We start from the raw sequence: 26,212 nt of genomic DNA, 5'->3' as shown, positions 1-26,212 counted from the left end.
GACGCCGAGCGTCGTCACCGGCTGCCTCCGAGCGTCGTCACCGGCTGCCTCCGAGCGTCGTCACCGGCTGCCTCCGAGCGTCGTCATCGGCTCACTCGATGACGATCTTCGGCGCGGCCCGGCCGGCCCCCGCGCCCGAGAGGTTGCCCCAGAGCCGGCCCGCGATCTCCCGGTAGACGCTCGCCTGCGGCCCGTCCGGGTCCGTCGCCACGACGGGGCGCCCGGAATCGGAGGTCTCGCGGATCGTCATGTTGAGGGGCACCTCGCCGAGGAAGGGCACGCCGAGGCGCTCGGCCTCCTCGCGGGCGCCGCCGTGGCCGAAGATGTGCGAGGCCTGCCCGCAATGGGGGCAGACGAAGGTCGCCATGTTCTCGACCACGCCGAGGATCGGCACCGCGACCTTCTTGAACATGGTGACGCCGCGCCGGGCGTCGATGAGCGCGAGGTCCTGCGGCGTCGAGACGATGACGGCGCCCGACAGCGGCGTCGCCTGCGCCATGGTGAGCTGCGCGTCGCCGGTGCCGGGCGGCATGTCCACGAGGAGCACGTCGAGCTCGCCCCAGGCGACCTCGCGCAGCATCTGCGTGATTGCCGACTGCACCATCGGGCCGCGCCAGATCATCGCGGATTCGGGCTCGATCAGGAAGCCGATCGACATCACCTTGAGCCCGTAGCCCTGCATCGGCTCCAGCGTCCGCCCCTCGATCACCCGCGGCTTGCCGGACAGGCCGAAGAGCTTGGGCACCGACGGGCCGTAGATGTCGGCGTCGAGAAGACCGACCCTGAGGCCCTGCGCCTGCAGGGCGAGCGCGAGGTTGCAGGCGGTGGTGGACTTGCCGACGCCGCCCTTGCCGGAGGCCACCGCCACGATGTGGCGCACGCCGGGCAGCGCCGGGCCGGGGCCGGGAGCGGCACCCCGCGGCGGCGGCGTGGCCGGGCGCGCCGGGGCGGCGGCCGGCGCGGGCATGTTGGGGCCGCGCTCCGAGGTGAGGCTCGCGAAGACGCCGGTGACGCCGGGTAGCGCCAGCACCGCGCCCTCCGCCCTGCGCCGCACCGGCTCGAAGCGCTCCGCCTCGCTCGGGTCGACGAGGATCGAGAACATGACCCGCTGGCTCGGGTCGACCACCACCTGCGAGAGGCGGCCGGAGCCGGTGAGGGTGGTGCCGCCGGCATCGACCGTCACGCCGGCCAGAGCCTTGAGCACGTCGTCGCGGGTGATCGCCAAAGGGGAACTCCTGACATGCGAGGCGGCCGGCGGCACCCGCCGCGTAGCCCGCCCTGCCGTGTAACCCGCCGCGCCGCAAACGCCCAGGGCCTGCGCGCCATGCGAGCCCCGCGCGCCGGTCAGGCCGGCCTGACGATTCGGCGGACGCCGCGGAACAGGCACTGTCGCCCGCAAATAATGTTCATCAGACGATACCCATCTCTCTACTGGGCAATTTTGTTCCAGACTCTTCTTCGGAAAGATACGCGAAAGCAACAGTTCGGCTTCGACGTCATCCCACTCGCGTTGAATCTGTTGCAAGCCTGCTGATCATCGCACCAATTGAATCGCCCGGCCGCGAACGAGCCGGGCCCACGAACGAACACCGAGCCTTGGGGATCTGGATGCTGAAAATTCGTGCGGCTGCCGCTCTCGGCAGCCTCCTCCTCGGTTGCGCCAGCGCGCACGCTCAGGAGGCCTACTTCACCCGCTACGTCGCCTTCGGCGACAGCCTCACCGACAACGGCCGGATCATCCGGGAAACCGGGTTCGACCTCGCCAGCCTGTTCCCGGGCGTGCCCAGGATCTCCGAGGCAGGCCGGTCATCGAACGCGCCGGTCTTCTACGAGGTCGTGCCCGGTCGGATCGGGCTGCCGTACAGGGTCGGGGACGATTTCGCCGTGGGCGGCGCCCGATCGGTCCATCAGGATCCCGACCCGCTCCTCTCGCCGGCCTTCGCCTGGGGCCTGCCGGACCAGGTCGACCAAGCCCTGGCCCGGATCGGACGCTTCGGCCCGCGCGACCTCATCAACATCTGGATCGGCTACAACGACATCACGCCGGTGCAGTTCGGGACCGACGCGCAGAGGGCCGCCACGGCGCAGACCGTGGTGGGCAACACCGTGCAGGCGATCAACCGGCTGGCCGGTGCCGGGGCGCGCGAGTTCGTCGTGTTCAATCAGAAGCTCGACCGCTCCGGCAACTTCCAGGCCGGACCCTTCTTCATACCGCTCGGCGACAACCGGCTGGCCGCCACGATCAATGCGGACCTGCTCTCGGCCCTGGTGCCGATCTCGGCCCAGGGCCTCAACATCCGCTATTTCGACGTGGCCGGCGTGATCTCGCGCCTGCGCGCGGACCCGGCCGCGTACGGTTTCGGTCCGAACGCCCTCACGCCCTGCACCGAGGTGCCCGCCTGCGCCGCCAACGGCATCGACAACAACGGCGCCCTCGAGAACCAGCACATCTCGCCCGATCGGGTCCACAACACCGGCCGCGCCAACACCTGGATCGCCGCCTTCCTCGCCAACCAGCTCAACGCGCCGCTGACCCTCGGCCCGCAGGGTGAGCTCGGTCAGGCTGCGGGCCTCGCCTTCAGCTCCGCCCTGATGGGCCGCCTCGACGCCGAGCGCCGCCGCAACCTCCTGCCCAGCGTGCCCGGCCAGTACGCCGCCGATCTGCCGAACCGCCGGCCGCCCAGCCTCATCCCCGTCCAGATCGGAAGCCCGCTCTCGCTGTTCGCGCTCGGCACCTACGCCGCCCTCGACCGCACCGCCCAGACCTCCGCCCAGGGCAGCCTCGGCAACTCCTACGGGGCCGATTTCGGCGGCGTCACCGCCGGCCTGCAGTACCAGGCCAGCCCGAACCTCGTGCTCGGCGCCGCCTTCAACTATCTCAGCACCGCGGTCGACCTGCGCGGCCTCTCCAACGGCCGGATCGACCTCGACAGCTTCCAGGGCGGCGCCTTCGCCTCCTACACCACGCCGAGCCTGTTCCTCGACGCGGCCGTCACCTACGGCAGCAACCGCTACACGGTGGATCGGCCGGGCGTGCTCAACGACCGGCTGAGCGCGCGGCCTTCGGGCGACACGCTCACCGCCTCGGCGCGGGCCGGCTACCTGTTCGATCTCGGCGGCCTCCGCGCCGGGCCCATCGCCGAGATGGCCTACGCCCGGGTCCACGTGAACGCCTACCGGGAGAGCGGCGACCCGCTGCTGACGATCGGGGTGCGCGCGCAGAACCTCGACGGGCTGACGGTGGGCGGCGGCGTCCAGCTTCGCACGGCCCTGCCGCTGCTCTCCGGCGCAGTCAGCCCGTTCGTCAACCTGACGGCGCAGCACGACGTGCTCGACGGGGTGCGCACGGTCGCCTCGTTCCAGACCTACGCGCCGGCGCTGCTGATCCGCACCCAGACGGGACGGCGCGGCGACGACGTCTACGGGCGGGTGGCCGGCGGCCTCGACATCGACCTCGGCAACGGGCTCAGCGGGGTGGTGACGGGCTCCACGAGCTTCGCCCGCTCGGGCGGCGACGACCGCACCGTCACGGCCGGCCTGCGCTACCGCTTCTGAGCACCGGGCGGCGCCGCGAAACCATCGCGGCGCTGCCCCGTTGTCGACTCGACTTTCGCAGGCCCCACCCGGCGGCGCGCCAGCGCGCCCTCCGCCTGCGTCGGACGAGTTGGAGAGAGAGAACCCCATGCATCAGGGCAACCATCGCGACCACGCGGGCGCGCAGAAGCTGTTCGACCTCATCAAGGACATCAAGGTGGCGATGATGACCACCGCCGACCCGGACGGGAAGCTCTACAGCCGCCCGATGTGGAGCCAGGACGCGGACGAGGTCGGCGACCTGTGGTTCTTCACGAAGCTCCACTCGCCGAAGACCGCCGAGATCTCGAAGGACAACCAGGTCAACCTCGCCTACTCCGATCCGAAGACGCAGACCTACGTCTCGGTGGCCGGCAAGGCCGAGATCGTCACCGATCAGGCGATCATCGACGACAAGTGGAATGAGAGCCTGAAGACCTGGTTCCCGAACGGCAAGGACGACCCGGAGGTCGCGCTCATCCGCGTGCACCCCGAGAAGGGCGAGTACTGGGACAGCCCCAACGCCACGATGCTGCACCTCTACGGCTACGTGAAGGCCGCGGTGACGGGCGAGAGCCCGAAGACGGAGACCGCCAAGGTCGACCTGCGCTGAGGCCGCGCCCCGGCGGGCGGCGCCCTCGGCAGAGGAGCCGCCCGCGCGGAGCAGGCGGACGCGATTGACTTTGCGGCCCGCCTCGCCGCCACTCCGGTGCAGCTTCGGCAACGGACGGGCCCCGGACGGACATGATCGACCTCGCCACGCGGGTCTACAACCACACCTGGAAGATCGACCCGATCGTCCGGTCGCTCCTCGACACCGACTTCTACAAGCTCCTGATGGCGCAGACGATCCTGCGCCGGCACCGCGACACGCGGGTCACCTTCGGCATCCAGAACCGCTCGCGCAGCGTGCGGCTCGCCGACTTCGTGGACGAGGGGGAACTGCGCGAGCAGCTCGACCACGCCCGCTCGCTGCGCCTCAGCCGGGGCGAATCGACCTGGCTGAGAGGCAACGCCTTCTACGGCCGGCGCCGGATGTTCTCGGCCGAGTTCATCGAGTGGCTCGAGAGCTTCCGCCTGCCCGAGTACGAGCTCGAGGCGCGCGACGGGCAGTACGTGCTGACCTTCCACGGCCCCTGGGTCGAGACCACGATGTGGGAGGTGCCGGCCCTCGCCATCCTCAACGAGTTGCGCTCCCGCGGCGTGCTGCGCGGCCTCGCTAAGTTCGAGCTGCAGGTGCTCTACGCCCGCGCCATGACCCGGGTCTGGGAGAAGATCGAGCGGTTGCGCCCGCTCCCCGACCTCTCCATCGCCGATTTCGGCACGCGGCGGCGCCACGGCTTCCTCTGGCAGGATTGGTGCGTCGAGGCGATGAGTGCGGGCCTCGGGCCGCGCTTCCTCGGCACCTCGAACTGCCTGATCGCCCTACGCCGGGAGGTCGAGGCGGTGGGCACGAACGCGCACGAGCTGCCGATGGTCTACGCGGCGCTCGCCGAGGACGACGCGGCGCTGGCCGAGGCCCCCTACGACGTGCTGCGGGACTGGCAGCAGGACTACGCCGGCAACCTCCTCGTCGTCCTGCCGGACACCTACGGGACCACCGGCTTCCTCGCCCACGCCCCCGACTGGATGACGGCCTGGACGGGCATGCGCATCGACTCGAAGGAGCCGATCGAGGGCGGCGAGGAGGCGATCGCCTGGTGGCGGGAACGCGGCAGCGACCCGCGGACGAAGCTCGCGATCTTCTCCGACGGGCTCGACATCGAGGGGATCGAGCGCATCCACGCCCATTTCCACGGGCGCATCCGCATCGGCTACGGCTGGGGCACGCTGCTGACCAACGATTTCCGCGGCCTCGTGCCGGGCGCCGGCCTCGACCCGATCTCGATCGTCTGCAAGGTCATCGAGGCGAACGGCCGCCCGGCCGTGAAGATCTCGGACAACCCCACCAAGGCGATCGGCCCGGCCGAGGAGATCGCGCGCTACCAGCGGGTGTTCGGCACGGGCGGGCAGGTGGCCGCCCCGGTCCTGGTCTAGGCGGTCCGCCATGCGGGTCGATCTCAACAGCGATCTCGGCGAGGGCTTCGGGTCCTGGCGGATGGGCGACGACGCGGCGATGCTCGCCGTCGTCACCTCGGCCAACGTCGCCTGCGGCTTCCACGCGGGCGACCCCGGCATCATGGTGGCGACGGCGCGCGCGGCGCGGGCGCGGGGCGTGGCGCTCGGCGCCCATCCGGGCTTCCGCGACCTCGAAGGCTTCGGCCGCCGGATGATCCCGCAGAGCCCGACCGAGGTCGAGCAGGCGGTCGCCTACCAGATCGGGGCGCTCCAGTCCTGCGCGGCGCTCGCCGGCCACCGGGTGAGCTACGTCAAGGCGCACGGGGCGCTGGCGAATCTCGCCAACGTCGCGGACGACGTGGCGGCCGCGATCGCGCGCGCCGTGCGCGCCGTCGATCCGGGCCTCGTCCTCATGGTCATGCCCGGCCTCCCCGCCGAGCGGGCGGCCCTCGACCTCGGCCTCGCCGTCGCGCGCGAGGTCTACGCCGACCGCGCCTACGCGGAGGACGGCCGGCTGAGCCCCCGCGCCGAGCCGGGCGCCGTCATCCACGACGCGCAGGCCGCGGCCGCGCGGACCGTGCGGATGCTGGAGGAGGGCGCCGTCGAGACCCTGGCCGGCCGCCGGATCCCCGTCGCGATCGACACGGTCTGCGTCCACGGCGACACCCCCGCCGCCGTCGCCATGGCGCGCGCCGTGCGGGCCGGCCTGGAGGCGGCGGGCCACACCCTCGCGCCCTTCGCGGCCTGAGGCTCCTCACGCCTCCGTGAGGATGCGGGCGCGGCCGAGGGATCGTTCGGGGCCGCCCGCCGTTCCTCACGCTGCGATGCCCGCGCCGAGCGGTGCGGCGCACGCGTCGCGTTCGAGGCGGGAACGGAATGGCCACGAAGTCGAGTCCCGAGGCGCCTCTGATCCCCCCGCGCCCGACCCGGGTCGCCGCCGCCGAGACGCCGAAGGCCGCGCTCGCCTCGCCCGTGGTGATCGCGGGCGTCATCGTCGCGGCCCTCTATTTCGGCCGCGAGATCTTCATCCCCATCGCCATCGCGGTCCTGTTCTCGTTCGTGCTCGGTCCGCTGGTCGATCTGCTGCGGCGGCTGCGGCTCGGACGCATCGTGGCGGTGGCGATCGCGGTGGCCACCGCCCTCGGGATCGTGGCGGCGCTCAGCACCCTGATCGGCGTCCAGGTCGCGGATCTCGCGGGCGACGTGCCGCGCTACCGCGACACGATCGAGCGCAAGGTCGAGGGCCTGAAGGGCAGCGCGCTCGGCCGCGCGACCGACTACGTCGCCAATATCGGCCGGGCGATCCATCAGGCCGGCAACGAGGCCGATGCGGGCGCGACCAAGCCGGCAGCCCCGCCGGCCGATCCGGGCAAGCCCGAGGAGAAGCCGGTCCTCGTGGAGATGCGCGAGCGGCCGCCCGGCCCGATCGAGACCGCGGGCTCGCTGCTCTCGCCCGTGATGAAGCCGCTCGCCACCACCGGCATCGTGTTCGTGGTGCTGCTCTTCATCCTGATGCAGAAGGAGGACCTGCGCGACCGCATGATCCGGCTCGCCGGCTCCAGCGACCTGCACCGCACCACCGTGGCGATGGACGATGCCGCCCGGCGGCTCAGCCGCTACTTCGTGGTCCAGCTCGCCCTGAATGCCGGCTTCGGCGTCGTGATCGGGGCCGGCCTCTACCTCATCGGCGTGCCGAACCCGGTGCTGTGGGGCATCTTCACCGCGCTGATGCGCTTCGTGCCGTATGTCGGAGCCTTCCTCTCGGCGCTCTTCCCGCTGGCGCTCGCCGCCGCCGTCGATCCGGGCTGGAACATGGTGGTGGCCACCGCGATCCTGTTCGTGGTGCTGGAGCCGATCGTCGGCCACGTGATCGAGCCGCTGCTGTACGGCCACTCCACCGGCCTCTCGCCCTTCGCGGTGCTCGTCTCGGCCCTGTTCTGGACCTGGCTGTGGGGGCCGGTGGGGCTGCTGCTCTCGACGCCGCTCACCGTCTGCCTCGTCGTGCTCGGCCGCCACGTCGACCGGCTCGAATTCCTCGACGTGCTGTTCGGCGACCGGCCCGCGCTGACGCCGGTGGAGAACTTCTACCAGCGCATCCTGGCCGACGACCCCGAGGAGGTGCAGGAGCACGCCGACCTGATCCTGCAGGAATGCTCCCTCTCCGCCTACTACGACGAGGTCGTGCTGAAGGGCCTGGAGCTCGCCGCGCGGGACGCCGCGCGCGGCGTGCTCACGCCCGAGCAGAAGAGCGCGATCCGCGAGTCGCTGAGCGGCCTGATCGAGGAGCTCGCCGTCCGCTCGGACGAGACGCCGGAGGCGCCGGCCGCGGCGGCCCGCCGCCTGATCACCGGCGGCGAGCGCACCGCACCGGCCTGCGGGCGCGAGCCGATCGCGCCCGAACCCGGCGCGATCCCGGAATCGTGGCGGCAGGAGGGCGCGGTGCTCTGCGTCGCCGGCCGCGGCTTCGTGGACGGGGCCGCCGCCGCCATCCTGGCGCAGCTCCTCGCCAAGCGCGGCATCGGTACCCGGGTGGTGCCCTTCTCCGACGTCGCCCGCGCCCGCATCGACGCCTTCGCGCCGGGCCCCGCGCGGATCGCCTGCATCATCTCGCTGGCGATCAGCGGCGAGCCGACCCACCTGCGGCGCCTGGTCGAGCGGCTTCGCGGGCGGATGCCGCAGGCGCGCATCGTGGTCGGCCTCTGGCGGGCGGACGACGAGATCCTCGGCGACGCGCCGCGGCTCGCCGCGATGAGGGCCGACGAGAACGTGATCTCCCTGCGCGCGGCGGTCGAGGCGGTCATCGGCACCATCCAGGCGGAGCCGGGCGCGCTCTCGGCCGGCCTCGCGGCGAGCCTCGCCGGAACGGGATCCGCCGAGCCGAAGCGCGAGCCTTCCGATCTCGCGGGGGCTTGACGCGGCCCTCCGGAGCCCGCTTCCGTTGCCCGGTCTGGAGAGGGTGACTTGCCGATGAGCGTCGTCGATCTCGCGCGGTTCATGGACGACCTCGCCACCGAGTCGGGACAGGCGATCCTGCCCTTCTTCCGCGCGCATTTCGGTCTCGACGACAAGGCCCGCGGGGGCGCCGCCTTCGATCCGGTGACGGAAGCCGACCGGGCGGCCGAGGTCGTCCTGCGCAACATGATTCGCCAGGCCTTCCCGACCCACGGCATCCTCGGCGAGGAATTCGGCTCGGAACGGCTCGACGCCGAGTGCGTCTGGGTGCTCGACCCGATCGACGGGACCCGCGCCTTCATCGCCGGCCTGCCCACCTGGGGCACCCTGATCGGGCTGAAGCGGGCGGGCGCCGCCGTGCGCGGACTTATGCACCAGCCCTTCCTCAACGAGCGCTTCTTCGGCGACGGGGCGAGCGCGAAGCTGCGCAACGCCCGCGGCGAGCGGACGTTGCGCACGCGCCGCTGCGAGAGCCTGAAGGAGGCGATCCTGGCCACCACCGACCCGCGCCTCTTCGCGGAGGGCGAGGAGGCGGAGGGCTACCGGCGCATCGAGCCGGCGGTGCGGATGGCGCGCTACGGCGCCGATTGCTACGCCTACTGCATGCTCGCCGCCGGGCAGATCGACCTCGTGGTCGAGGCGGGGCTGAAGCCCTACGACATCGTGGCCCTCATCCCCATCGTCGAAGGCGCGGGCGGCGTCGTCACCGCCTGGGACGGCGGCCCCGCCACAGAGGGCGGGCGCGTGATCGCGGCGGGAGACCGGCGGCTGCACGCCGCGGCCCTCGCCGTGCTCAACCCGTGAATCCGGCGCCGCTCTCTCGACCGCGCGTTGAACCGAATCCGCCCCGGCGCCGTTGCCTGAGAGTGGCCAAGCTTCGCCGCTCCTCGAACCCGGCGTCCCCGCCTTGCTCCTCGTCGCGCTGATCGCCCTGACGACCCTGACGCCGCGGATCGAGACCGGGCTCGAGGCCGCGCGCGCGCGGATCGCCTGGACGGAGCGCACCGCCCCGATCGCCGCGGCGCTTCCCGCGCCCGCCGAGGTGCCCGCGATGCCGCGCTTCGTGCCCGAGGCGCGGGCGGTGACGAACTGGCGGCGGGAGGCGGGCGCTGCCCTGCGCCCCGCCTCGCTCGCCCTCGTCGCCCGCTACGCCGCGATCGACCCGCCCTTCGTGGCGCGCTGCGTCAAGCTCAACAATTACTGGTGCATCAAGCAGGCCCGCTGGTCCGGCGAGATCGGCGGCGACGCGGAAGGGCACACCGGCTTCGCCACCGCCGCCGACGGAGCCGACGCGGCGGCCCTGCTGCTGCGCCGCTACTACCGGGACTACGGGCGCCGCACGGCGCTCGCCGTCGTGCGGCGCTGGGCGCCCGCCGCCTGCGGCCTGCCCGCGGCGGGCACGGCGCGGGCGCCGGCGGCCGGAGCCGCGCCCGCCGTCTCGACCGCTCTGGCGCCGCACGGGATCGGCCGCACGCTGCGCGCCCGCTTCCTCGCCCGCAACGCTCGCGGCGGCGCCCCGCGCCGCGCGCTCGCCGCCCGTCCGGCCCGCAACCCCGCGGCCGCGGCGCGACCCGAGCTGCGCATCCAGCCCTGGTCGCCGCTCGCGCGGATGGGGGGCCATCCGGGCCGCCGCGCCGCCCGGGCGCCTCTGCCGCCGCTCAGGCCCGTCGCCGACATCGCCTCCGGCGTGACGGCGACGCCGCGCGCGGGCGCCGCGCGCCTCCCGCCGCTGCGCGGGGCCGACGATCCGGCCGCACTGCTTGCCCGTCCCAGCCTGTCGCCGGACCGGCTCGTGGCGGAATCGGCCGCGCTGCCGGCCATCGCGGCGGGCCTCCCCCTCCTCGACCTGCGCCTGCCCGCGCCGCTCTGCGCGAACGACGCGGTGAGGATCGCGAACTACGCCGGCCGGATCGCGGCGAGCGTCGGGCTGAAGCCCGCCGACGATCTCAACCTGTTCGACGGGACCGGCCGGCCGCTGCCGAACCTCGCCCCCGTGATGCTCGCCATGTCCGGCGTCGAGCTCGGCACGCTCCGGGCCGGCCCCGATCTCGTCGCCGCCGCCATCGCCCGGCTCGCCGAGGCGACGGCGCGCGCGGCGCCCACCGCGGACGCCGCGCGCTGAGAAGCGGAGGCCTCCGCTCGGTCGGCGCGCTCCCGAACGGCCGACGGCACGCCATCGGCACCCCGCGACCTTCAGCGTGTGGGAAAATAACCTAGATCAAAGCGAGCGTGTGCGCGCATGATAGGGTTGCGCACAATTGTTCTTCCTCAGGGTCCGAAGCGTCGCGCGCCCGGGTCAAGGCAAGGAGACCCGCAGCGGATGACATCGTCACCCGAGAAGCCGAAGACGAACGGTCCGCGCACGCCCGTCTCCGGCAGCGGGCCGTCAGGCGTCGAGGACGTGCATCACGACATCTTCTTCGCGGCCGTCGAGACGACGCGCATGCCGATGATCGTCACCGATCCGCACCAGCCCGACAACCCGATCCTCTTCGTCAACCGCGCCTTCGTCCGCATGACCGGCTACAGCCGGGAGGAGCTGATCGGCACGAATTGCCGCTTCCTGCAGGGCCCGGACACCGACCGCGACACCATCGCCGAGGTGCGGACCGCCATCGCCGAGCACCGGGAGTTCGCCACCGAGATCCTGAACTACCGCAAGGACGGCTCGACCTTCTGGAACGCCCTGTTCGTCAGCCCGGTCTTCAACCGCTCCGGCGACCTCGTCTACTTCTTCGGCTCGCAACTCGACGTGTCCCGCCGCCGCGACGCCGAGGAGAGCCTGCATCAGGCCCAGAAGATGGAGAGCCTCGGCCAGCTCACGGGCGGCATCGCGCACGACTTCAACAACCTCCTGCAGGTCATCTCCGGCCACAACGAGGTGATGCTGGCGCTGATCGACCATCCCGGCATCGATGTCGGCCGCCTGCGCCGCGCCGGCGAGGCGGTGCGCGACGCCACCGAGCGGGCCGCCAAGCTGACCCATCAGCTGCTCGCCTTCTCGCGCAAGCAGCGACTGGAGGGGCGCCTCCTCAACATCAACGGCCTCGTCCAGAGCATGAGCGAGATGGCCGAGCGGTCGCTGGGCGACGACATCGTCCTGCGGCAGGACCTCGCCCCGGACCTCTGGAACACCCGCATCGACCCGACCCAGGCCGAGGTGGCGCTGCTCAACGTCCTCCTGAACGCCCGCGACGCCATGCCGGGCGGCGGCACGGTCACCGTGAAGACCGAGAACCTCCTCATCGAGGACGAGGACACGGCCCTCTACAAGATGGTGGGGCCCGGCGGCTACGTGGTCATCTCGGTGACCGACACCGGCGGCGGCATGCCGCCGGAGATCCTGGCGCGGGTGATGGAGCCGTTCTTCACCACGAAGGCGGACGGAAAGGGCACCGGCCTCGGCCTCGCCATGGTGTACGGCTTCGCCAAGCAGTCGGGGGGATCGGTCAAGATCTACTCCGAGGTCGGCCACGGCACGACCGTGCGCCTGCTCTTCCCGGCCTCCGACCAGAAGATCGAGGACGAGCGCAAGGCGACGCAGCGCGCCGCCGACCGGCACGGAACCGAGACGGTGCTGGTGGTGGACGACCGGCCGGACGTGGCGGCGACGGCCGGCATCATCCTGGAGGATTTCGGCTACAAGGTCACCGTGGTCGACAACCCGAAGGCGGCCATCGAGGTGCTCGACGGCGAGGCCCGCATCGACCTGCTCTTCACCGACCTGATCATGCCCGGCGGCATGAACGGCGTGATGCTGGCCCGCGCCGCGCGCGAGCGGCAGCCGAAGATCAAGGTGCTGCTGACGACGGGCTACGCGGAGGCGTCCCTGGAGCGCACGGATGCGGGGGGCACCGAGTTCGAGGTGATCAACAAGCCCTACAAGCGCATGGAGCTCGCCCGGCGCGTCCGGCGCGTCCTCGACGGGCCGACCGGCGTCGGCTGAGGCGGCCCTCGCGAGGCGCGTGGAGCGAGGCCGGGCGGCGCAAGCCTTGCGGTCGGCGCCCGCGCGCGCCACCTCAGCGGCCGGAAACTCCTCCCGCCGAGCCCTGCCTTGCCCCTGAACAGCTTCGCCGCACGCGCCGGATCGGCCGTGAAGGCTTTCGCCGAGGCCTCCAGCGATTTCCTGATCCAGCCGACGCTGCGGCTCGGGGTCACCGGGCTCGCGCGCTCGGGCAAGACCGTCTTCACCACCGCCCTGATCCACCACCTCGTCGAGACCCACGCGCTGCCCGCCTTCGCGCCCGCGCAGGAGGGGCGTCTGCGCCGCGCCCGACTCGTGCCGCAGCCCGACGACGACGTGCCGCGCTTCCCCTTCGAGGAGCATTTCGCGGCGCTCACCGAGGAGCGGCGCTGGCCCCGCTCCACCGACCGGATCAGCGAGTTCCGCCTCGCCATCGAGTACGAGCGCGCGGGCGGCTGGCGCTCGGGTCCGGGCAGCCTGATGCTCGACGTGGTCGATTATCCGGGCGAGTGGCTCCTCGACCTCGCGCTGATCGAGCAGAGCTACACCACGTGGTCGCGCACCACGATCGCGGGGACGCGCCGGGCCGGCCGCGCCGAGATGGCGGCGCCCTGGCTCGCCATGCTGCGCGACCTCGACCCCAGCGGTCCCCTGGACGAGCCGCTGGCCGAGCGCGCGAGCACCGCCTTCAAGGCGTATCTCGCCGCCCTGCGCGCCGGGCCGGAGGCGGTGGCGACGACGCCGCCCGGCCGCTTCCTGATGCCCGGCGACCTCGCGGGCTCGCCGGCGCTCACCTTCGCGCCCCTGGATCGTCTGCCCGAGACGCTCGCCCCCGACAGCCTCGCCGGGCTGATGGAGCGGCGCTTCGAGGCCTACAAGGCGAAGGTGGTCGAGCCCTTCTTCCGTGACCATTTTCAGAGAGTCGACCGGCAGATCGTCCTCGTGGACGTGCTGGCGGCGGTCGATGCCGGCCCGGCGGCCCTCGCCGAACTGGAGGAGGCGCTCGATTCCGTGCTGCTCAGCCTCAACATCGGGCGCAACACGCTGCTCTCCCGCCTGTTCGCCCCCCGGGCCGACCGCGTCCTGTTCGCCGCGACCAAGGCCGACCACCTGCACCAGACGAGCCACGACCGGCTCGACGCGCTGCTGCGCCTGCTCGTCTCGCGGGCGATGCGGCGGACCGAGGCGGCGGGCGCCCGGGTCGGGACCGTGGCGCTCGCCTCCGTGCGCGCCACGCGCGAGACCACGGTGCACGAGGGCGAGGCGAGCTTCCGCGCCGTCACGGGCACGCCCGAGGCCGGGGAGGTGGTGGGCGAGGAGACCTTCGACGGCCTGAGCGAGGCCGCGATCTTCCCCGGGGAGCTGCCGGCCCGGCCCGAGGCCGTCCTGGAGGGCGCGGTCGAGCCGGGCTCGCTGCGCTTCCCCCGGTTCCGGCCGCCCCTCGTCCGGCCCGACGCCCTCGGCCGCCCCGGACATCTGCCGCAGATCCGTCTCGACCGGGCGATGCAGTTCCTGATCGGGGACCGGCTCGCGTGACGGACCGTCCGGCCCACCCGCCGGGATCCCGTTCCCGGCCTGACCGCCCCGCACATCCGGGATCCATCCGATGAACTCGTCCCAGCGCCCGCGCGCCTTCCGCATCCCCGCGCCGGACGGCGCCCCGGAGGCCGGCATCGCGCCGCCCGCCGGCCCGCCGCCGCAGGTCCGGATGGTCGAGGAGCCCTTCGAGATCGTCGATGCCGCCGACGGCACGCCGGTGCCGGTGGCGGGCCGGCATCGCGCGCCCTGGCTGACGCTGCTGCTGACGGCCCTCGGCGGCCTCGTCGCCCTCGGGGTCGGGCTCTCCGTCGAGCGCCTGATCGCGGACCTGTTCCAGGCCGCGCCCTGGCTCGGAGGGGTCGCGCTGGCGCTCCTCGCGCTCGCCGCGGTGGCGCTCCTGGCGATCGTCGGGCGCGAGCTCGGCGGCCTCTGGCGGGAGCGGAAGATCGAGCGGCTGCGCGAGGCGGCGATCCAGGCCATCGCCGCCCGGGACCATACCGGGGCGCAGGGCGTGGTGCGGGATCTCGCCGCCTTCTACGCCGACCGGGCGCCCCTGGCGGCGGGGCGCAAGCGCCTCGATGCCCTCGGCGACACGATCCTCGACGTGGACGACCGCATCGGCATCGCCGAGCGCGAGCTGCTCGCCCCTCTCGACGCGCAGGCGCGCGCGGCCATCGCCACGGCGGCCAAGCAGGTCTCGGCGGTGACGGCGCTGAGCCCCAGGGCCATCGTCGACGTCGCCTTCGTGGTGTTCTCGGCGGTCCGGCTGCTGCGCCGGATCGCTGCGATCTACGGCGGGCGCCCCGGCGTCCTCGGCTTCCTGCGGCTCGCGCGCGCCGCTTTCGCGCATCTCACGGTCACCGGCGGCATGGCGGTCGGCGACAGCATGGTGCAGCAGGTGCTGGGCCTCGGCATCGCCGCCCGCGTCTCGGCCAAGCTCGGCGAGGGTGTGCTCAACGGCCTGATGACGGCGCGGTTCGGGCTCGCCGCCGTCGCCGTCTGCCGCCCGCTGCCCTTCACGCGCGAGGAGCTTCCGCGGCTGTCGGACGTGGCGGGCGAGCTCCTGCGCCCCGCCGAAGAGGAGCGGGCCTGACCGCTCCGACCCAACGAAAGCGGGGAGCGGGCCTGACCGCTACGACCCGACGACCCGCTTCTGCACGGGGGCGGCCGGCGCATTGGCGCGGCGGTTGGCGATGCGGCTGAACATGTTGCCCGTGTACTCGGCGGGCTTCGGCTTGTCGGCGACGGCGAGCTGGGCCTCGAACGCCTCGATGCGCTTCAGGAGCGCCGCATCGTTGAAGATCGAGCTGTTGAAGCTCGCGTTCGCGCGCGGCCCCAGGGCCGCCTGCACGGCTTCGAGGCGGGCCAGAAGCTCTTTTCTCGTCATGATCCCTCGCTCTGCGCGGCCGGTTCGGCCGGCCCCATCGAGCGCCACGAGGGTAAACGAGCCGTTAAGATGCTCCTAAAATGGAGAGGCCCCGCCGGGAAGCGGGGCCTTCCGTCCGTGCTTGCGGCTGCCCGCGGCCTCAGCGGTAGGTCCGGCTCAGGCCCATCGCGTCCTTGGCCTCGGCGAGCTTGCCCTTGCAGGACTCGTCGCCCTTGGCGTCCAGCGCGCGCGCCTCGGCGAGGAGGTTCTTGGCCCGGCTCCCGCCGCTGTCCCCGGTGCCGGCCTCGCCCGGATTCGCGGCGGCGGTCGGCTTGCCCTCCTGCTGGCGGCGCACGTCCGCCGCCGAGGTGGCGCGGTTGGCCGAGGCCGCGTTGAGCTCGTCGTTGCCGCCGACGCCGCCCGTCCTGCCGTCCTTGTTGAGGCTCGGCGCGCTCTCGGTGGCGGCGGTCTTGTCGCGCGAGGTGCTGGCATCGGCCTTCGTCTCGGCGACGCTGCCCGATACCGACCCCGTCACGGCCGCCCCGGCAGCCGGGCTGCTCTCGAGCTGCTTCGCCACGGCGGCGATCTGGTCGGTGCAGGGGCCGGCGAGCACCGGGGTGGCGAGGCACGCGAGCGCGAGGCCGGCAAGAATCCGTCCGCTGGTCATTCCCATCTCCGTAACATCGGCAAGGATGATCGAGGCCGGCAACGCGTCGCCGCGGCCCGATTTCGCGAATGAAACCAGTTTAACCTGGATCAGTTCCCGATCATTCCCGGGGATAGCGGGACGATTGACCTGTCATGGTGCTGGTTCGGCCCGGGATTTCGGACGTCCGCACTGCCTGATCAGAGGTTCTTCAGGAAGCCGGCGAGCCGCATCAATCCCTCTGGCCAGGGCCCGTGCCCGCTCGCCACGTTGATGTGGCCGGACTCGCCCGCATCGACCGTGACGGCCCCCCAGGCATAGGCGAAATCCTCGGCCCGCTCGAAGGTGCAGTATGGGTCGTTGCGGCTCGCCACCACGAGGGCGGGGAAGGGCAGGGGCTCGCGCGGGATCGGCGCGAAGGCGCGCACGCTCTCGGGCAGGTCCGGCGTCCGCTCGACGTCCGGCGGGGCGACGAGGAGCGCGCCGCGGACGACGCCCGCGGGCAGGGCGGGAGCGGCGCCGACGCTCGCGACGACGCCGAGGCTGTGGGCGATCAGGATGACCGGCCGGGTCGCCGCCTCGACCGCGGCGCGGATCTCACCCCGCCACGCCTCGGGCTCCGGGTTGTGCCAATCCGCCTGCTCGACGATGCGGGCGGTGGGCAGGCGGCTCGCCCATCGCGCCTGCCAGTGCTCCTCCTCGGAGCCGGCGAGGCCCGGGACGATGAGAATGTCGCAATCGGCGGTCTTCATGGGCTCCGCGATAGCGGCTCGGCGCCACCCCGTCGAGCCGCGCTCACTCGGCCGCGACGGCGAGCGGCGCCAGGGTGCCGGAAATCTGCTCCGCGATGCCCACCGAGGCGAGGTTCTTCGACTTCGCCTCGATCTCGAAATCCGTCCAGGCGAGGTGGCGCGCCACGAGGGCGTTCAGCGCCCGGTTCCACATCAGGTCGGAATGGGCGGCGAGGTCGCGCCAGGAATGGCCGGCCGCGCGCAGGGCGGCGAAGTCGGGCAGGCGGTCGGGGTCGTGGTCCGGCAGCAGCGTCTCCCGCGAGACGCTGATGTGGGAGACCGGGCGCACGCCGCGCCAGGACTCCCGCACCCGCGCGATTCGCGGGTCGTCCGGCTCGATGTACTCCCCACCGCTCTCCACCCAGTGGTGATGGATGTCGAGGACGACGGGCACGAGGTCGGAGAGGCCGAGCACCGCGTCGAGGCCGAAGGAGGATTCGTCGTTCTCCACCGTGACGAGGTCGCGCGCGATGCGGCAGACCTTCGGCAGGGTCGCCCGCCAGCCCTCGGTGCCGGGGTCGCGCGCGCCGACATGGATGTTGATGTGGGCCCCGTGCGGGTGCCACCCCGTGCCGTAGCCCATCATGTCCATGATCTCGGCGTGGTACTCCAGCTCCTCGATGCCGTTGCGCAGGGCCGCCTCGTTGCGCGAGGCGAGGATGCAGAACGGCCCCGGATGCAGGCTGAGGCGCACGCCGAGCGCCCGTGCCTGCTCGCCGATGGCGGCGAGCCCGGTCTCGACCGTCCGGCGCAGCTCGGCCTCCGCGTAGAGCGGCTTCACGGCCGGGTGGGTGTAGCCGGGCAGGATCGAGCTCGCCATGCGCAGGAGCCGCTCCAGGGGCGGCCGCGCCCCGACCCAGGCCACCTGGCGCTCCAGGGCGGCGAGGTTGTGGGAGACGATCTCGCCGAGCTTTGCCCGCGCTTCGGCGGGGGCCTGGCGCTGGAGATAGGCCATGGTCACGCTGGTGACGTTCATGGCGAGAGCCGCGTCCTTGGCGGCCTTCAGGGTCTTGTGGGTGCCCGGCGGCTCGTCCGGGATGAACTTGCAGCAGAAGCCGAGGCGGGGCGTCCCGTCGCTGGTGATGTCGCTCATACAGCGACAACGCGGTTCGGGCGGATTCGACGCAAGCTTTGCCGGCGGGCTCAGGGCGCGAGCGCGTCGACCGCGTTGCCCGCGAGGTTGGCCGCCATCAGCCGCTCCTCGCGCGAGATCACGGCCCTCAGCCGGACGGGCAGGGCGGCCCGAACGGCGGCGGCCTCGCGGGCGAGAGCGACCGCCCGCTCCACGCTCACGGCCTCGAAGCGCAGGGGCTCGCCGGGGCGGCGCTGGGCCACGCGGCGGAGGTCCGCCGAGATCACGGTCGCGATCTTGGGGTAGCCGCCCGTGGTCTGCCGGTCGGCCATCAGCACGATCGGGAGGCCGCTGCCGGGCACCTGGATCGAGCCCGCGACGGTGGCGTCGGAGACGATGTTGAAGCCGCGCTCCCCGTGAGCGACGGCCGGCCCGTCGAGCTGATAGCCCATGCGGTCGGCGCGGTTCGAGACGGCGTAGGTCGCGGAGAGGAAGGCCGCGACCGCCGCGTCCGGAAAGTGATCGGCCTGGGGCCCCGGCACCACGCGCACCGGCGCCTCGGAATCGAGGGGGAGGGGGTCGATCGTCCGGTCCGCTCCGGCACCCGCCGGGGCTCCCACCGGCAGGCGGTCGCCCGCGCGCAGGAGCCGCCCATCGACGCCGCCGAGCCCGGCGCGGAGATGGAGCGCCCGGCTGCCGAGGCGCTCCGGCACCGGGATGCCGCCCGCCACGGCGAGGTAGGCGAAGACGCCCCGGCGCGGCGGGGCGAGGGCGAGCGTCGCGCCCTCGCGCAGGCAGAACGAGCGGTGGTCGCCCACCGCCTCCCCGTCGAGGCTGAGGGCGAAGGGCGCCCCCGCGAGGGCGAGGCGCACGACACCGCCCACCGCCCGTAGACGGGCACCGGCGAGCGCAAGCTCGACGGCGACAGTCTCGGGCGGATTGCCGACGAGGGCGTTCGCGGCCGCCAGGGCGAGGCGGTCCATGGCGCCCGAGCCCGACAGGCCCTGACGCTGATAGCCGCTGCGCCCGCCGTCCTGCAGGCCGGTGGCGGCCCCGCACGCGAGCACCAGGAGATGCGCCCCGCTCACGGCACCTCCGCCGCATCGGCCTCGACGCGCTCGGCCACCGGCTCGCCCGCCGCGGCGGCCCGGTCGAGGGCGTCGAAGCGCGCCGGGTCGGTCGGCACGAAGCGGATCGCGTCGCCGGGGGCGAACAGGAAGACCGGGTCGCGGCCCGGCGCGAAGCTGCGCACCGGCGTCCGGCCGAGGAGATGCCAGCCGCTCGGCGCCGCGATGCTGGCGATCAGGGCCTGCGCGCCGCCGATCGAGATCGTGCCGGCGGGCGTGACGGGCCGCGGGCTCGGACGCCGCGACAGGGCGAGCCTCGGGTCCAGACCGGAGAGATAGGCGTAGCCGGGAAGGAATCCGAGCATCACCACACGATACTCAGGGGAGGCGTGATGCTCGACGATCTTCGCGGGCGTCAGGCCGTGCCGCTCGGCCACGGCGTCGAGATCGATCCCGAACGCGCCGCCGTAGACCACCGGCACGCGCCAGAGCCGGCGCCGGGCGGGCGGTGACAGCGCGCCGCGCGCGAGTTCGCGCACCGCGGACGCGACGCGGGCCGGATCGGTGACGAGCGGGTCGATGTGGAGCGTGAGCGAGCGGTAGGTGGGCACCGTCTCGACGAGACCGGGCAGTCTCGCCGCGAGCACTCGCGCCTCCAGCGCCAGGACGCGGGCGTTGAGCCTCGGATCGATCGTCTCGCCGAGCTCGACCGTCAGCGCCGTGTCGCCGCAGGGCAAGATGCGGAGCGCGGGGTCGCCGGCTGGGTCCGGGTCGGGCATGGAAGCGCAGCGGTCTCGCGCCACGGGGTGGGTTCGAGGCCGGACCTTACACGATCGCCGCCGGGCACGGCACGCCCGAACGACGAGGGGCGGCGCCCGGCGCCGCCCCGCATCACGTGTCCGGAGGAGCCCGCCTCAGAGCCGGTGGGCGGCCCGTTCCTCGCCCTGGTAGGCCGGGCCGGGCTCGGCGCCGGCACGCTGGGCGGCGGCGTTGAGATGGTCCGGGTCGAGGGCGGTCTCCACGAACTCGCGGCCCCGGTCGGCGAAGTCGCGGGCGTAGCGCAGGCCCTGGCCGCGCAGCTCGTCCGCGTAGGGGCCGAGGTTGCGGTCCTCGCTGCGGGTGCGCGGCAGCAGTGCGCCGAGCAGGAGCCCGGCCGCCAGCCCCACGACGCCGACGAGGAGCGGGTTCTCCTGCACGAAGTTCTCCGCGGTGGTGCGGTGGCTGCGCAGCCGTTCCTGGCCGCGGGCCGCCAGATCCTCCACCCGCCGGCGCTGGTCGCGCTGCATGTCGGAGACCCAGGCGCGGGCATCGCCGTAGACGTCCGAGGCGCGCTCGCGCACGTCGTCGGCAGCGCCGCGGACACGGTCGCGAGCCTGACCGGCAAGGTCGGACGCACGGTCGGCCACGCGGCCCGCCGCCTGGCTCGCGCCGCCCTGGGAGCCGCCCTGGGAGCCGCCAGCGCCGCCGCCCGAAGCCCCGTGCACCTCCTGCCGGTGCATGCCGGCGGTGCCGCCGGGGTCGCGGCTGCCGGCCGGGTCGGGCCGGAACCCGAACCCTTCGGGCTTGGCGTGGGGATCGGTCCGCACGGAGGCGAGGGGGTCCCGCTCGCCGGCCGGATCGGGCCGCAGGCTGAAATCCTGCGCCTGCGCGTGCGGGTCGAGGCTGCCGGCCGAGCCCGGGCTCGAGCCGCCACCGTGCAGGCTGCGGTCGGGCGCGCCGCCGCTCGGCAGCCCGGCTCCCGCGGCGATGTCCTCGGGGAGGGTGCGGCCGCTCTGCTGCGGCTTGCCGGTGTCACTCATGGGGTACTCCTATCATCTCGCTCCTGGCGCCGGCGTCCGGTGGGACGATGTCTCGGCGCCGTCAGATCTGGGTTTCCTCGGCGAGTTCCCGGGCGGGCCGGCCGGCGGGCAGGTCCGGGTCGTAGACGCGCGCCGCGCCGGTGTTCAGCACGGGCACCCGGTCGGCGGAGCGCCGCGCCCGGCGCAGGCGCGCGCTCCGGCTCGCGTCGTCCTGCATCCGGAACAGCAGCCAGCCGATCCCGGCCGCGATCAGCATCACCGGCACGGGGTTGCGGCGGACCGCGTCGAGGGCGCCCTCGTAGACGCCGTTCAGCGGGGTGCGGCGGGCGCTGCCCAGCATCTCGTCGACGAGGCTCGCCGGCGAGAGGCGGTTCTGGATGCGGTCGATCGTGGTGTCGAGGCGCGCCCGGCTCTCCTCGATCTCGCGCTCCAGCTCGTTCATCGAACTCATCCGGAGACCCTCTCAGACAGGGCGCGGGCGTCCTGGCGGACCTGGCGCGTGGTGCGGGTCGGCGCGAGGGTCGAGAGCGACATCGCGCTCCGGCCCCAGAGCGCGAGCCCCACCGCGATCACCAGGAGAACGCCGCCGACGATCAGCGCCGACAGCCACTCGGAACCCACGATCGTGGCGAGCCACTTCACGAAGGCGTCGATGAGAACGAGCAGCGCGACGACGGCGAACACCGCCGCGCCCATCAGGCAGGCGACCCCGATGAACAGCGAGCGCACGTTGCTCGCCATCTCCGCGCGGAACAGCGCGATCTCCTTGCGCGCGAGCTCGTTCGTCTCGCGCAGGGCATCGCCGACGAGGCTCTGGATGCTCGTCGGCGTGCCGTTCGGGTTGGATCCGGTCGACATCGTGGGACCTCAGGAGATCCGGTCGTCGAAACGGCCGTAGGACCCGTCCGGCGGGAGGCTCGACGACTTGATGAAGCGGGCGGCGATGAACCCCGCCACGAAGGTTCCGACCGCGACGGCGACCGGCGCGCGCCGCGCGAAGGCCTCGGCGTCCTCGTAGAAGTCGGCGAAGGTGCGCGACTCGATCGAGCCGCCGAGCTGCTCCAGCCCCTCGGCGGCGCTGTCGAAGAACGCCTTGATGTTCGGGCGGTCGTCGAAGGTCTTGCTCGAGTCGCGCAGCGTCTGGGCGAGGTCGTTGACGGACCGGGCCGCGTCGCCCTTGCGGCGCTCCGCGTAGTCCTGCGCCTGCGCCCGGGCGGCATCCATCAGGCCGCGCCCGCGCTCGACGGCGGTCTCGCGCAGATCCTCGACGTCGTGCTTGAGGCCGCGCCAGTCGGCGGATTCGCCGGCGGCGCCCGGACCGGAGCCCGCATTCGGGCCGCCGGATGGGTTGGGAGACGCGTTGCCGGCCATGGGCTTACTCCTTGCACTCGGGAGGGGTTCATGTCGGCTGAGTAACCACCCCGCTCGTTCCCGGTTCCGATGGCGGCGCGCGCACGCCGCGGCCCGCGGCGCGCAGGCCCCTCCCGCGCGGCTCAGCCTTCATTCAGCATGGGCGGCGCAGGATCGGCCAAGCTGATACCCACGCCCGCATCGGCAGCGGACCTCCGGAGATTAACCTTGCGCAAGATGGGCGCCGGTCCACGGGCAACGACGCCTGACGGCACGCCTTTTTCTTCGTGCGGGGCCCGAATCTGCATCTTGACCCGACCGGTCCGATCGCGCTTGGCTAGCGCCAACGGATCGCGCTTGGCTTCCGCGCGTTCACCCGAGGAAACGAAATGGCCGAGCGCGGGCACAACCGCGCTCGCGCTCTGAGGACCGGAGCCGGCTTCGTGGCACGCCTTGTCATCGTATCGAACCGCGTTGCAGTACCCGAGGAGGGCGGCAAGGCGGTAGCGGCCGGCGGCCTCGCCGTGGCGGTGAAGGAAGCTTTCACCGCCTACGAGGGCCTCTGGTTCGGCTGGAGCGGCAACATCGTCGAGGAGCCCTCGGAGGAGCCGAAGCTGATCGACCGGGGCCGCGTCCAGTACGCGGTCGTCGACCTCTCTCCCCAGGATCACCGGGAATACTACGCCGGCTTCGCCAACCGGGCGCTCTGGCCGATCATGCATTACCGGCTGGGGCTCGGCGCCTTCTCGCGCTCGGACTACGCGGGCTACTGCCGGGTCAACCGCATCTTTGCCCGCCAGCTCGCCAAGCTGGTCGAGCCCGACGACATCATCTGGGTGCACGATTACCACCTGCTGCCGCTCGCCTCGGAGCTGCGCGGCCTCGGCATCGCCAACCCGATCGGCTACTTCCACCACATCCCCTGGCCGGCGGCCGACGTGTTCAACTCGCTGCCCGCCAGCGGCGACCTCCTGAGGGCCATCGCCGATTACGACCTGATCGGCCTCCAGACCGACCCGGACGTGCAGAACCTGCACCGCAACCTGTGCGACACGCTGCGGGCGATCCCGCTCGGCGGCGGCTCGCTGATGGTGGACGGACGCCGCACCCGCATCCGCTCGTTCCCGATCGGCATCGACGTCGCGGGCTTCAAGGAGGCCGCCGAGAAGGCCGCCTCGAACAAGACCGTGCGCGACACGATCGCCGGCCTGCGCACCCGCAAGCTCCTGATCGGCGTCGACCGTCTCGACTACTCGAAGGGCGTGCCCGAGCGCATGGAGGCGGTGAACCGCTTCTTCGCCTCGAACCCCGACCAGCGCGGCAACGTCGTCTACATCCAGATCACCCCGAAATCCCGCAGCGAGGTGCCGGAATACGAGCAGCTCTCACGCGAGGTGAACGAGACGGTGGGCGAGATCAACGGCTCGCTCGGCGAGCCCGCCTGGACGCCGATCCAGTATGTCACCAAGGCCTACCCGCGGCCCGTGCTGGCCGGGCTCTACCGGGCCGCCCGCGTCGGCCTCGTGACGCCGATGCGCGACGGCATGAACCTCGTGGCCAAGGAGTACGTGGTCGCCCAGAGCGAGGAGGATCCGGGCGTTCTCGTCCTCTCGAAGTTCGCGGGCGCGGCACGGCAATTGCCGGAGGCGATCCTCGTCAACCCATACGACCATTTCGAGGTTGCGGAGGCGATCCGCACGGCGCTCTACATGCCGCGCAGCGAGCGCCTGGAGCGGTGGAAGCCGATGGCCGAGCGGATGACGCGCGAGGACGTGGACTGGTGGGCGCGCAACTTCCTCTCGGAGCTCGAGAACTTCCGCACCGTCGAGCGCGAGCCGCCGACCACGGCCGCGGCCGCGGAGTAGGGCCGCGCCCGCCCCGCGCCGGCCGTCCGGGCGCCCCAGCATGATCGGCCTCGACGACGGCGTCCCCGCACCGCTCGGCGCCCATTTCGACGGGCGCGGCGTCAACTTCGCGCTCTTCTCCGAGCACGCGACCGCGGTCGACCTGTGCCTGTTCGAGCCGCACGAGCGCCACGAGACCCGCACGATCCGGCTGCCCTGCCGCACGGACGACGTCTGGCACGGCTACCTCCGCGGCGTCCTGCCGGGGCAGCTCTACGGCTACCGGGTGCACGGTCCCTGGGACCCGGGAAACGGCCACCGCTTCAACGCGGCCAAGCTCGTGCTCGACCCCTACGCCCGCGAGATCTCGGGCCGGATCCACTGGCACGACTCGCTCTACGGCCACCGGCGCGGCCTGCAGCGGCCGGACCAGATCGACCGGCGCGACAGCGCCATCCACATGCCGAAGGGCGTGGTGACGGCGCCCGAGGTGCCCGACCTCGCCCTGCAGCCGGTGCGCCGGCCGCTCTCCGAGACGGTGATCTACGAGGCGCATGTCCGGGCGCTGACCATGACGCATCCGGACGTGCCGGAGAGCGAGCGCGGCACCTACGCGGCCCTGGCCCACCCGGCCATCATCGAGCACCTGTGGAAGCTTGGCGTCACCGCCCTGGAACTCCTGCCGATCCAGGCCTTCGCCGACGACCGCTTCCTGGTCGAGCGCGGCCTCGTCAACTTCTGGGGCTACTCGCCGCTCAACTACTTCGCGCCGGAGCCGCGCTACCTCGGCGAGGCCGGCATCCCCGGCCTCAAGGCGGCGATCCGGGAGCTGAACGCGGCCGGCATCGAGACCATCCTCGACGTCGTCTACAACCACACGGCCGAGGCCGACCACACCGGCCCCACCCTCTCGTTCCGCGGCATCGACAACGCCAGCTACTACAAGCTGAATCCGGAGGATCCGCGCACCGAGATCGACTGTACGGGCTGCGGCAACACCTTCGACGTGGCGCATCCGCGGGTGATGCAGCTCGCGCTCGACTCCCTGCGCCACTGGGTGACGGCCTACGGGGTGGCGGGCTTCCGCTTCGATCTCGCCTCCTCGCTCGGGCGCGCGCCCCACGATTTCAGCCCCCGCGCCGCCTTCTTCCAGGCGGTGGCGCAGGATCCGGTGCTCGCCCGCGTGAAGCTCATCGCCGAGCCCTGGGACATCGGCATGGGCGGGTACCAGCTCGGCGGCTACCCGCGCGGCTGGAGCGAGTGGAACGACCAGTTCCGCGACAGCGTGCGCGGCTTCTGGCGCGGCGACGCGGGCCAGCTCCCCAAGCTGACGCAGGGGTTGACGGGCTCGCGGGAGATCTTCGCGCCCTCGGGGCGCTCGCCGCTCGCCAGCATCAACTTCGCGGCGAGCCACGACGGCTACACGCTCGCCGACGTCGTCGCCTACGAGGAGAAGCACAACGCGGAGAACGGCGAGGACAACCGCGACGGCCACGGCCACAACGTCTCGCGCAACTACGGCGTCGAGGGGCCGACCGACGATCCCGGGATCCTGGCGCTGCGCGCCCGGCAGGTGCGCAACATGCTGGCGACGATCTTCCTCGCGCAGGGCGTGCCGATGCTGCTGATGGGCGACGAGCGCGGCCGCACGCAGGGCGGCAACAACAACGCCTACTGCCAGGACAACGCGACGAGCTGGATGGACTGGGAGCGCGACCCCGATCCGGACCTCACCGTCTTCGTCGCGAACCTGACGCGGCTGCGGCGCGAGCAGCCGGCCCTGCGCCGCCGCAGCTTCCTCGACGGGGCCCGCATCGACCCGGACCAGCCGCTGCGCGACGTGCACTGGCTCGCGCCCGGCGGCGGCGAGATGGAATCCGAGGATTGGGGCGATGCCGGCCGCCAAGTCTTCGGCATGCAGATCGGCAACGACCACGAGCGCGGCGACCGGCTCCTCATCCTCGTCAACGGGTCGGAGGAGCCCTGCGCGTTTCGCCTCGGCACGGCGGTCGGGGGGCCCTGGAGCCCGGTCTTCGACACCGCCTCGCCCACCGGAGCCGTGCCGAAGGACCGCCCCTCCCACCACGCCGGCGCCGAGGTCGACCTCGCCCCGCGCTCGCTCCTCGTGCTTGCCGCCCCGAACGGCCGCGAGCCTGCCTGAGCTGAATCGAGGCATGCGATTTTGAGCCGC

The 26,212-nt window shown here is 72.8% G+C and carries 24 protein-coding genes; 12 read left to right on the top strand and 12 right to left on the bottom strand.

What is annotated here, in order from left to right:
- Positions 1 to 91: 91 nt before the first annotated feature.
- Positions 92 to 1,225 carry an Mrp/NBP35 family ATP-binding protein gene (locus MOX02_RS03385; protein ID WP_147024318.1) on the bottom strand — a complete coding sequence of 378 codons (1,134 nt, stop codon included), beginning with the start codon at positions 1,223 to 1,225 and terminating at the stop codon, positions 92 to 94.
- Positions 1,226 to 1,608: 383 nt separating this feature from the next.
- Here MOX02_RS03385 and MOX02_RS03380 point away from each other — a divergent pair, with 383 nt between their 5' ends.
- The 10 genes from MOX02_RS03380 to MOX02_RS03335 all read left to right on the top strand — a co-directional run bounded on the left by MOX02_RS03380 (position 1,609) and on the right by MOX02_RS03335 (position 15,179).
- A complete protein-coding gene (locus MOX02_RS03380) occupies positions 1,609 to 3,555 on the top strand; it encodes an autotransporter domain-containing protein (protein WP_147024317.1) in 1,947 nt (648 codons plus the stop codon).
- A 127-nt stretch (positions 3,556 to 3,682) separates the two neighbouring features.
- Positions 3,683 to 4,186 carry a pyridoxamine 5'-phosphate oxidase family protein gene (locus MOX02_RS03375; protein WP_147024316.1) on the top strand — a complete coding sequence of 168 codons (504 nt, stop codon included), beginning with the start codon at positions 3,683 to 3,685 and terminating at the stop codon, positions 4,184 to 4,186.
- A gap of 131 nt (positions 4,187 to 4,317) precedes the next feature.
- Positions 4,318 to 5,610 carry a nicotinate phosphoribosyltransferase gene (pncB, locus tag MOX02_RS03370; RefSeq protein WP_147024315.1) on the top strand — a complete coding sequence of 431 codons (1,293 nt, stop codon included), beginning with the start codon at positions 4,318 to 4,320 and terminating at the stop codon, positions 5,608 to 5,610.
- A gap of 10 nt (positions 5,611 to 5,620) precedes the next feature.
- Complete coding sequence (locus tag MOX02_RS03365; protein ID WP_147024314.1) at positions 5,621 to 6,379, top strand: LamB/YcsF family protein; 759 nt, start codon at positions 5,621 to 5,623, stop codon at positions 6,377 to 6,379.
- A gap of 128 nt (positions 6,380 to 6,507) precedes the next feature.
- Positions 6,508 to 8,544: an AI-2E family transporter gene (locus MOX02_RS03360; protein WP_147024313.1), complete on the top strand. Its 2,037-nt coding sequence runs from the start codon at positions 6,508 to 6,510 to the stop codon at positions 8,542 to 8,544.
- A 54-nt stretch (positions 8,545 to 8,598) separates the two neighbouring features.
- A complete protein-coding gene (gene hisN, locus MOX02_RS03355; protein WP_147024312.1) occupies positions 8,599 to 9,387 on the top strand; it encodes a histidinol-phosphatase in 789 nt (262 codons plus the stop codon).
- A gap of 103 nt (positions 9,388 to 9,490) precedes the next feature.
- Entirely contained in the window at positions 9,491 to 10,705 is a 1,215-nt protein-coding gene (locus MOX02_RS03350; RefSeq protein WP_147024311.1) for a hypothetical protein, read from the top strand.
- Positions 10,706 to 10,903: 198 nt separating this feature from the next.
- Positions 10,904 to 12,529, top strand: a complete 1,626-nt coding sequence (locus MOX02_RS03345; RefSeq protein WP_147024310.1) for a hybrid sensor histidine kinase/response regulator — start codon at positions 10,904 to 10,906, stop codon at positions 12,527 to 12,529.
- Positions 12,530 to 12,637: 108 nt separating this feature from the next.
- Positions 12,638 to 14,083, top strand: a complete 1,446-nt coding sequence (locus MOX02_RS03340) for a YcjX family GTP-binding protein (protein ID WP_147024309.1) — start codon at positions 12,638 to 12,640, stop codon at positions 14,081 to 14,083.
- Between the two features lie 70 nt (positions 14,084 to 14,153).
- A complete protein-coding gene (locus tag MOX02_RS03335; protein ID WP_147024308.1) occupies positions 14,154 to 15,179 on the top strand; it encodes a YcjF family protein in 1,026 nt (341 codons plus the stop codon).
- Between the two features lie 39 nt (positions 15,180 to 15,218).
- On the opposite strand, the gene MOX02_RS03330 is transcribed toward MOX02_RS03335, so the two are convergent.
- From MOX02_RS03330 to MOX02_RS03280, 11 genes are all read right to left on the bottom strand, one after another.
- A complete protein-coding gene (locus MOX02_RS03330; RefSeq protein ID WP_147024307.1) occupies positions 15,219 to 15,473 on the bottom strand; it encodes a hypothetical protein in 255 nt (84 codons plus the stop codon).
- 139 nt (positions 15,474 to 15,612) lie between these two features.
- Positions 15,613 to 16,119 (bottom strand): hypothetical protein, encoded by a 507-nt coding sequence (locus MOX02_RS03325; RefSeq protein ID WP_147024306.1) that lies wholly within the window; start codon positions 16,117 to 16,119, stop codon positions 15,613 to 15,615.
- Positions 16,120 to 16,298: 179 nt separating this feature from the next.
- Positions 16,299 to 16,850: an RBBP9/YdeN family alpha/beta hydrolase gene (locus MOX02_RS03320; RefSeq protein WP_147024305.1), complete on the bottom strand. Its 552-nt coding sequence runs from the start codon at positions 16,848 to 16,850 to the stop codon at positions 16,299 to 16,301.
- Between the two features lie 43 nt (positions 16,851 to 16,893).
- Positions 16,894 to 17,982: an apurinic/apyrimidinic endonuclease family protein gene (locus MOX02_RS03315; RefSeq protein ID WP_147024304.1), complete on the bottom strand. Its 1,089-nt coding sequence runs from the start codon at positions 17,980 to 17,982 to the stop codon at positions 16,894 to 16,896.
- 50 nt (positions 17,983 to 18,032) lie between these two features.
- On the bottom strand, positions 18,033 to 19,049 hold the full coding sequence (locus MOX02_RS03310) for a 5-oxoprolinase subunit C family protein (RefSeq protein ID WP_147024303.1): 1,017 nt from the start codon (positions 19,047 to 19,049) through the stop codon (positions 18,033 to 18,035).
- Positions 19,046 to 19,807, bottom strand: coding sequence for a 5-oxoprolinase subunit PxpB (gene pxpB / locus MOX02_RS03305; RefSeq protein ID WP_147024302.1), 762 nt, complete (start codon positions 19,805 to 19,807; stop codon positions 19,046 to 19,048). The genes MOX02_RS03310 and pxpB overlap by 4 nt, the downstream gene beginning before the upstream one ends.
- Positions 19,808 to 19,942: 135 nt before the next feature.
- Complete coding sequence (locus MOX02_RS03300; protein WP_147024301.1) at positions 19,943 to 20,827, bottom strand: hypothetical protein; 885 nt, start codon at positions 20,825 to 20,827, stop codon at positions 19,943 to 19,945.
- Positions 20,828 to 20,888: 61 nt separating this feature from the next.
- Positions 20,889 to 21,269, bottom strand: a complete 381-nt coding sequence (locus MOX02_RS03295; protein WP_147024300.1) for a DUF3618 domain-containing protein — start codon at positions 21,267 to 21,269, stop codon at positions 20,889 to 20,891.
- Between the two features lie 5 nt (positions 21,270 to 21,274).
- Positions 21,275 to 21,685: a phage holin family protein gene (locus MOX02_RS03290; protein WP_147024299.1), complete on the bottom strand. Its 411-nt coding sequence runs from the start codon at positions 21,683 to 21,685 to the stop codon at positions 21,275 to 21,277.
- A 9-nt stretch (positions 21,686 to 21,694) separates the two neighbouring features.
- Positions 21,695 to 22,198, bottom strand: coding sequence for a hypothetical protein (locus MOX02_RS03285; protein WP_147024298.1), 504 nt, complete (start codon positions 22,196 to 22,198; stop codon positions 21,695 to 21,697).
- Between the two features lie 122 nt (positions 22,199 to 22,320).
- A complete protein-coding gene (locus MOX02_RS03280) occupies positions 22,321 to 22,584 on the bottom strand; it encodes a hypothetical protein (protein ID WP_147024297.1) in 264 nt (87 codons plus the stop codon).
- Between the two features lie 36 nt (positions 22,585 to 22,620).
- Here MOX02_RS03280 and MOX02_RS03275 point away from each other — a divergent pair, with 36 nt between their 5' ends.
- Both MOX02_RS03275 and glgX read left to right on the top strand, forming a co-directional pair.
- Positions 22,621 to 24,042: an alpha,alpha-trehalose-phosphate synthase (UDP-forming) gene (locus MOX02_RS03275; protein WP_147024296.1), complete on the top strand. Its 1,422-nt coding sequence runs from the start codon at positions 22,621 to 22,623 to the stop codon at positions 24,040 to 24,042.
- A 40-nt stretch (positions 24,043 to 24,082) separates the two neighbouring features.
- Positions 24,083 to 26,182, top strand: a complete 2,100-nt coding sequence (gene glgX / locus MOX02_RS03270; RefSeq protein WP_147024295.1) for a glycogen debranching protein GlgX — start codon at positions 24,083 to 24,085, stop codon at positions 26,180 to 26,182.
- The last annotated feature ends 30 nt before the right edge of the window (positions 26,183 to 26,212 follow it).

Origin of the sequence: Methylobacterium oxalidis, assembly GCF_007992195.1 — a bacterium.
GTDB lineage: Bacteria > Pseudomonadota > Alphaproteobacteria > Rhizobiales > Beijerinckiaceae > Methylobacterium > Methylobacterium oxalidis.
The sequence above is the reverse complement of the archived record's forward strand: the minus strand, read 5'-3'. Positions and strand labels throughout refer to the sequence as shown.

Coding starts and splice junctions, on each gene's coding strand:
- MOX02_RS03380 (WP_147024317.1), top strand. CDS start 1,609: ATGCTGAAAATTCGTGCGGCTGCCGCTCTCGGCAGCCTCCTCCTCGGT.
- MOX02_RS03375 (WP_147024316.1), top strand. CDS start 3,683: ATGCATCAGGGCAACCATCGCGACCACGCGGGCGCGCAGAAGCTGTTC.
- pncB (WP_147024315.1), top strand. CDS start 4,318: ATGATCGACCTCGCCACGCGGGTCTACAACCACACCTGGAAGATCGAC.
- MOX02_RS03365 (WP_147024314.1), top strand. CDS start 5,621: ATGCGGGTCGATCTCAACAGCGATCTCGGCGAGGGCTTCGGGTCCTGG.
- MOX02_RS03360 (WP_147024313.1), top strand. CDS start 6,508: ATGGCCACGAAGTCGAGTCCCGAGGCGCCTCTGATCCCCCCGCGCCCG.
- hisN (WP_147024312.1), top strand. CDS start 8,599: ATGAGCGTCGTCGATCTCGCGCGGTTCATGGACGACCTCGCCACCGAG.
- MOX02_RS03345 (WP_147024310.1), top strand. CDS start 10,904: ATGACATCGTCACCCGAGAAGCCGAAGACGAACGGTCCGCGCACGCCC.
- MOX02_RS03335 (WP_147024308.1), top strand. CDS start 14,154: ATGAACTCGTCCCAGCGCCCGCGCGCCTTCCGCATCCCCGCGCCGGAC.
- MOX02_RS03330 (WP_147024307.1), bottom strand. CDS start 15,473: ATGACGAGAAAAGAGCTTCTGGCCCGCCTCGAAGCCGTGCAGGCGGCC.
- MOX02_RS03325 (WP_147024306.1), bottom strand. CDS start 16,119: ATGACCAGCGGACGGATTCTTGCCGGCCTCGCGCTCGCGTGCCTCGCC.
- MOX02_RS03320 (WP_147024305.1), bottom strand. CDS start 16,850: ATGAAGACCGCCGATTGCGACATTCTCATCGTCCCGGGCCTCGCCGGC.
- MOX02_RS03315 (WP_147024304.1), bottom strand. CDS start 17,982: ATGAGCGACATCACCAGCGACGGGACGCCCCGCCTCGGCTTCTGCTGC.
- pxpB (WP_147024302.1), bottom strand. CDS start 19,807: ATGCCCGACCCGGACCCAGCCGGCGACCCCGCGCTCCGCATCTTGCCC.
- MOX02_RS03300 (WP_147024301.1), bottom strand. CDS start 20,827: ATGAGTGACACCGGCAAGCCGCAGCAGAGCGGCCGCACCCTCCCCGAG.
- MOX02_RS03295 (WP_147024300.1), bottom strand. CDS start 21,269: ATGAACGAGCTGGAGCGCGAGATCGAGGAGAGCCGGGCGCGCCTCGAC.
- MOX02_RS03290 (WP_147024299.1), bottom strand. CDS start 21,685: ATGTCGACCGGATCCAACCCGAACGGCACGCCGACGAGCATCCAGAGC.
- MOX02_RS03285 (WP_147024298.1), bottom strand. CDS start 22,198: ATGGCCGGCAACGCGTCTCCCAACCCATCCGGCGGCCCGAATGCGGGC.
- glgX (WP_147024295.1), top strand. CDS start 24,083: ATGATCGGCCTCGACGACGGCGTCCCCGCACCGCTCGGCGCCCATTTC.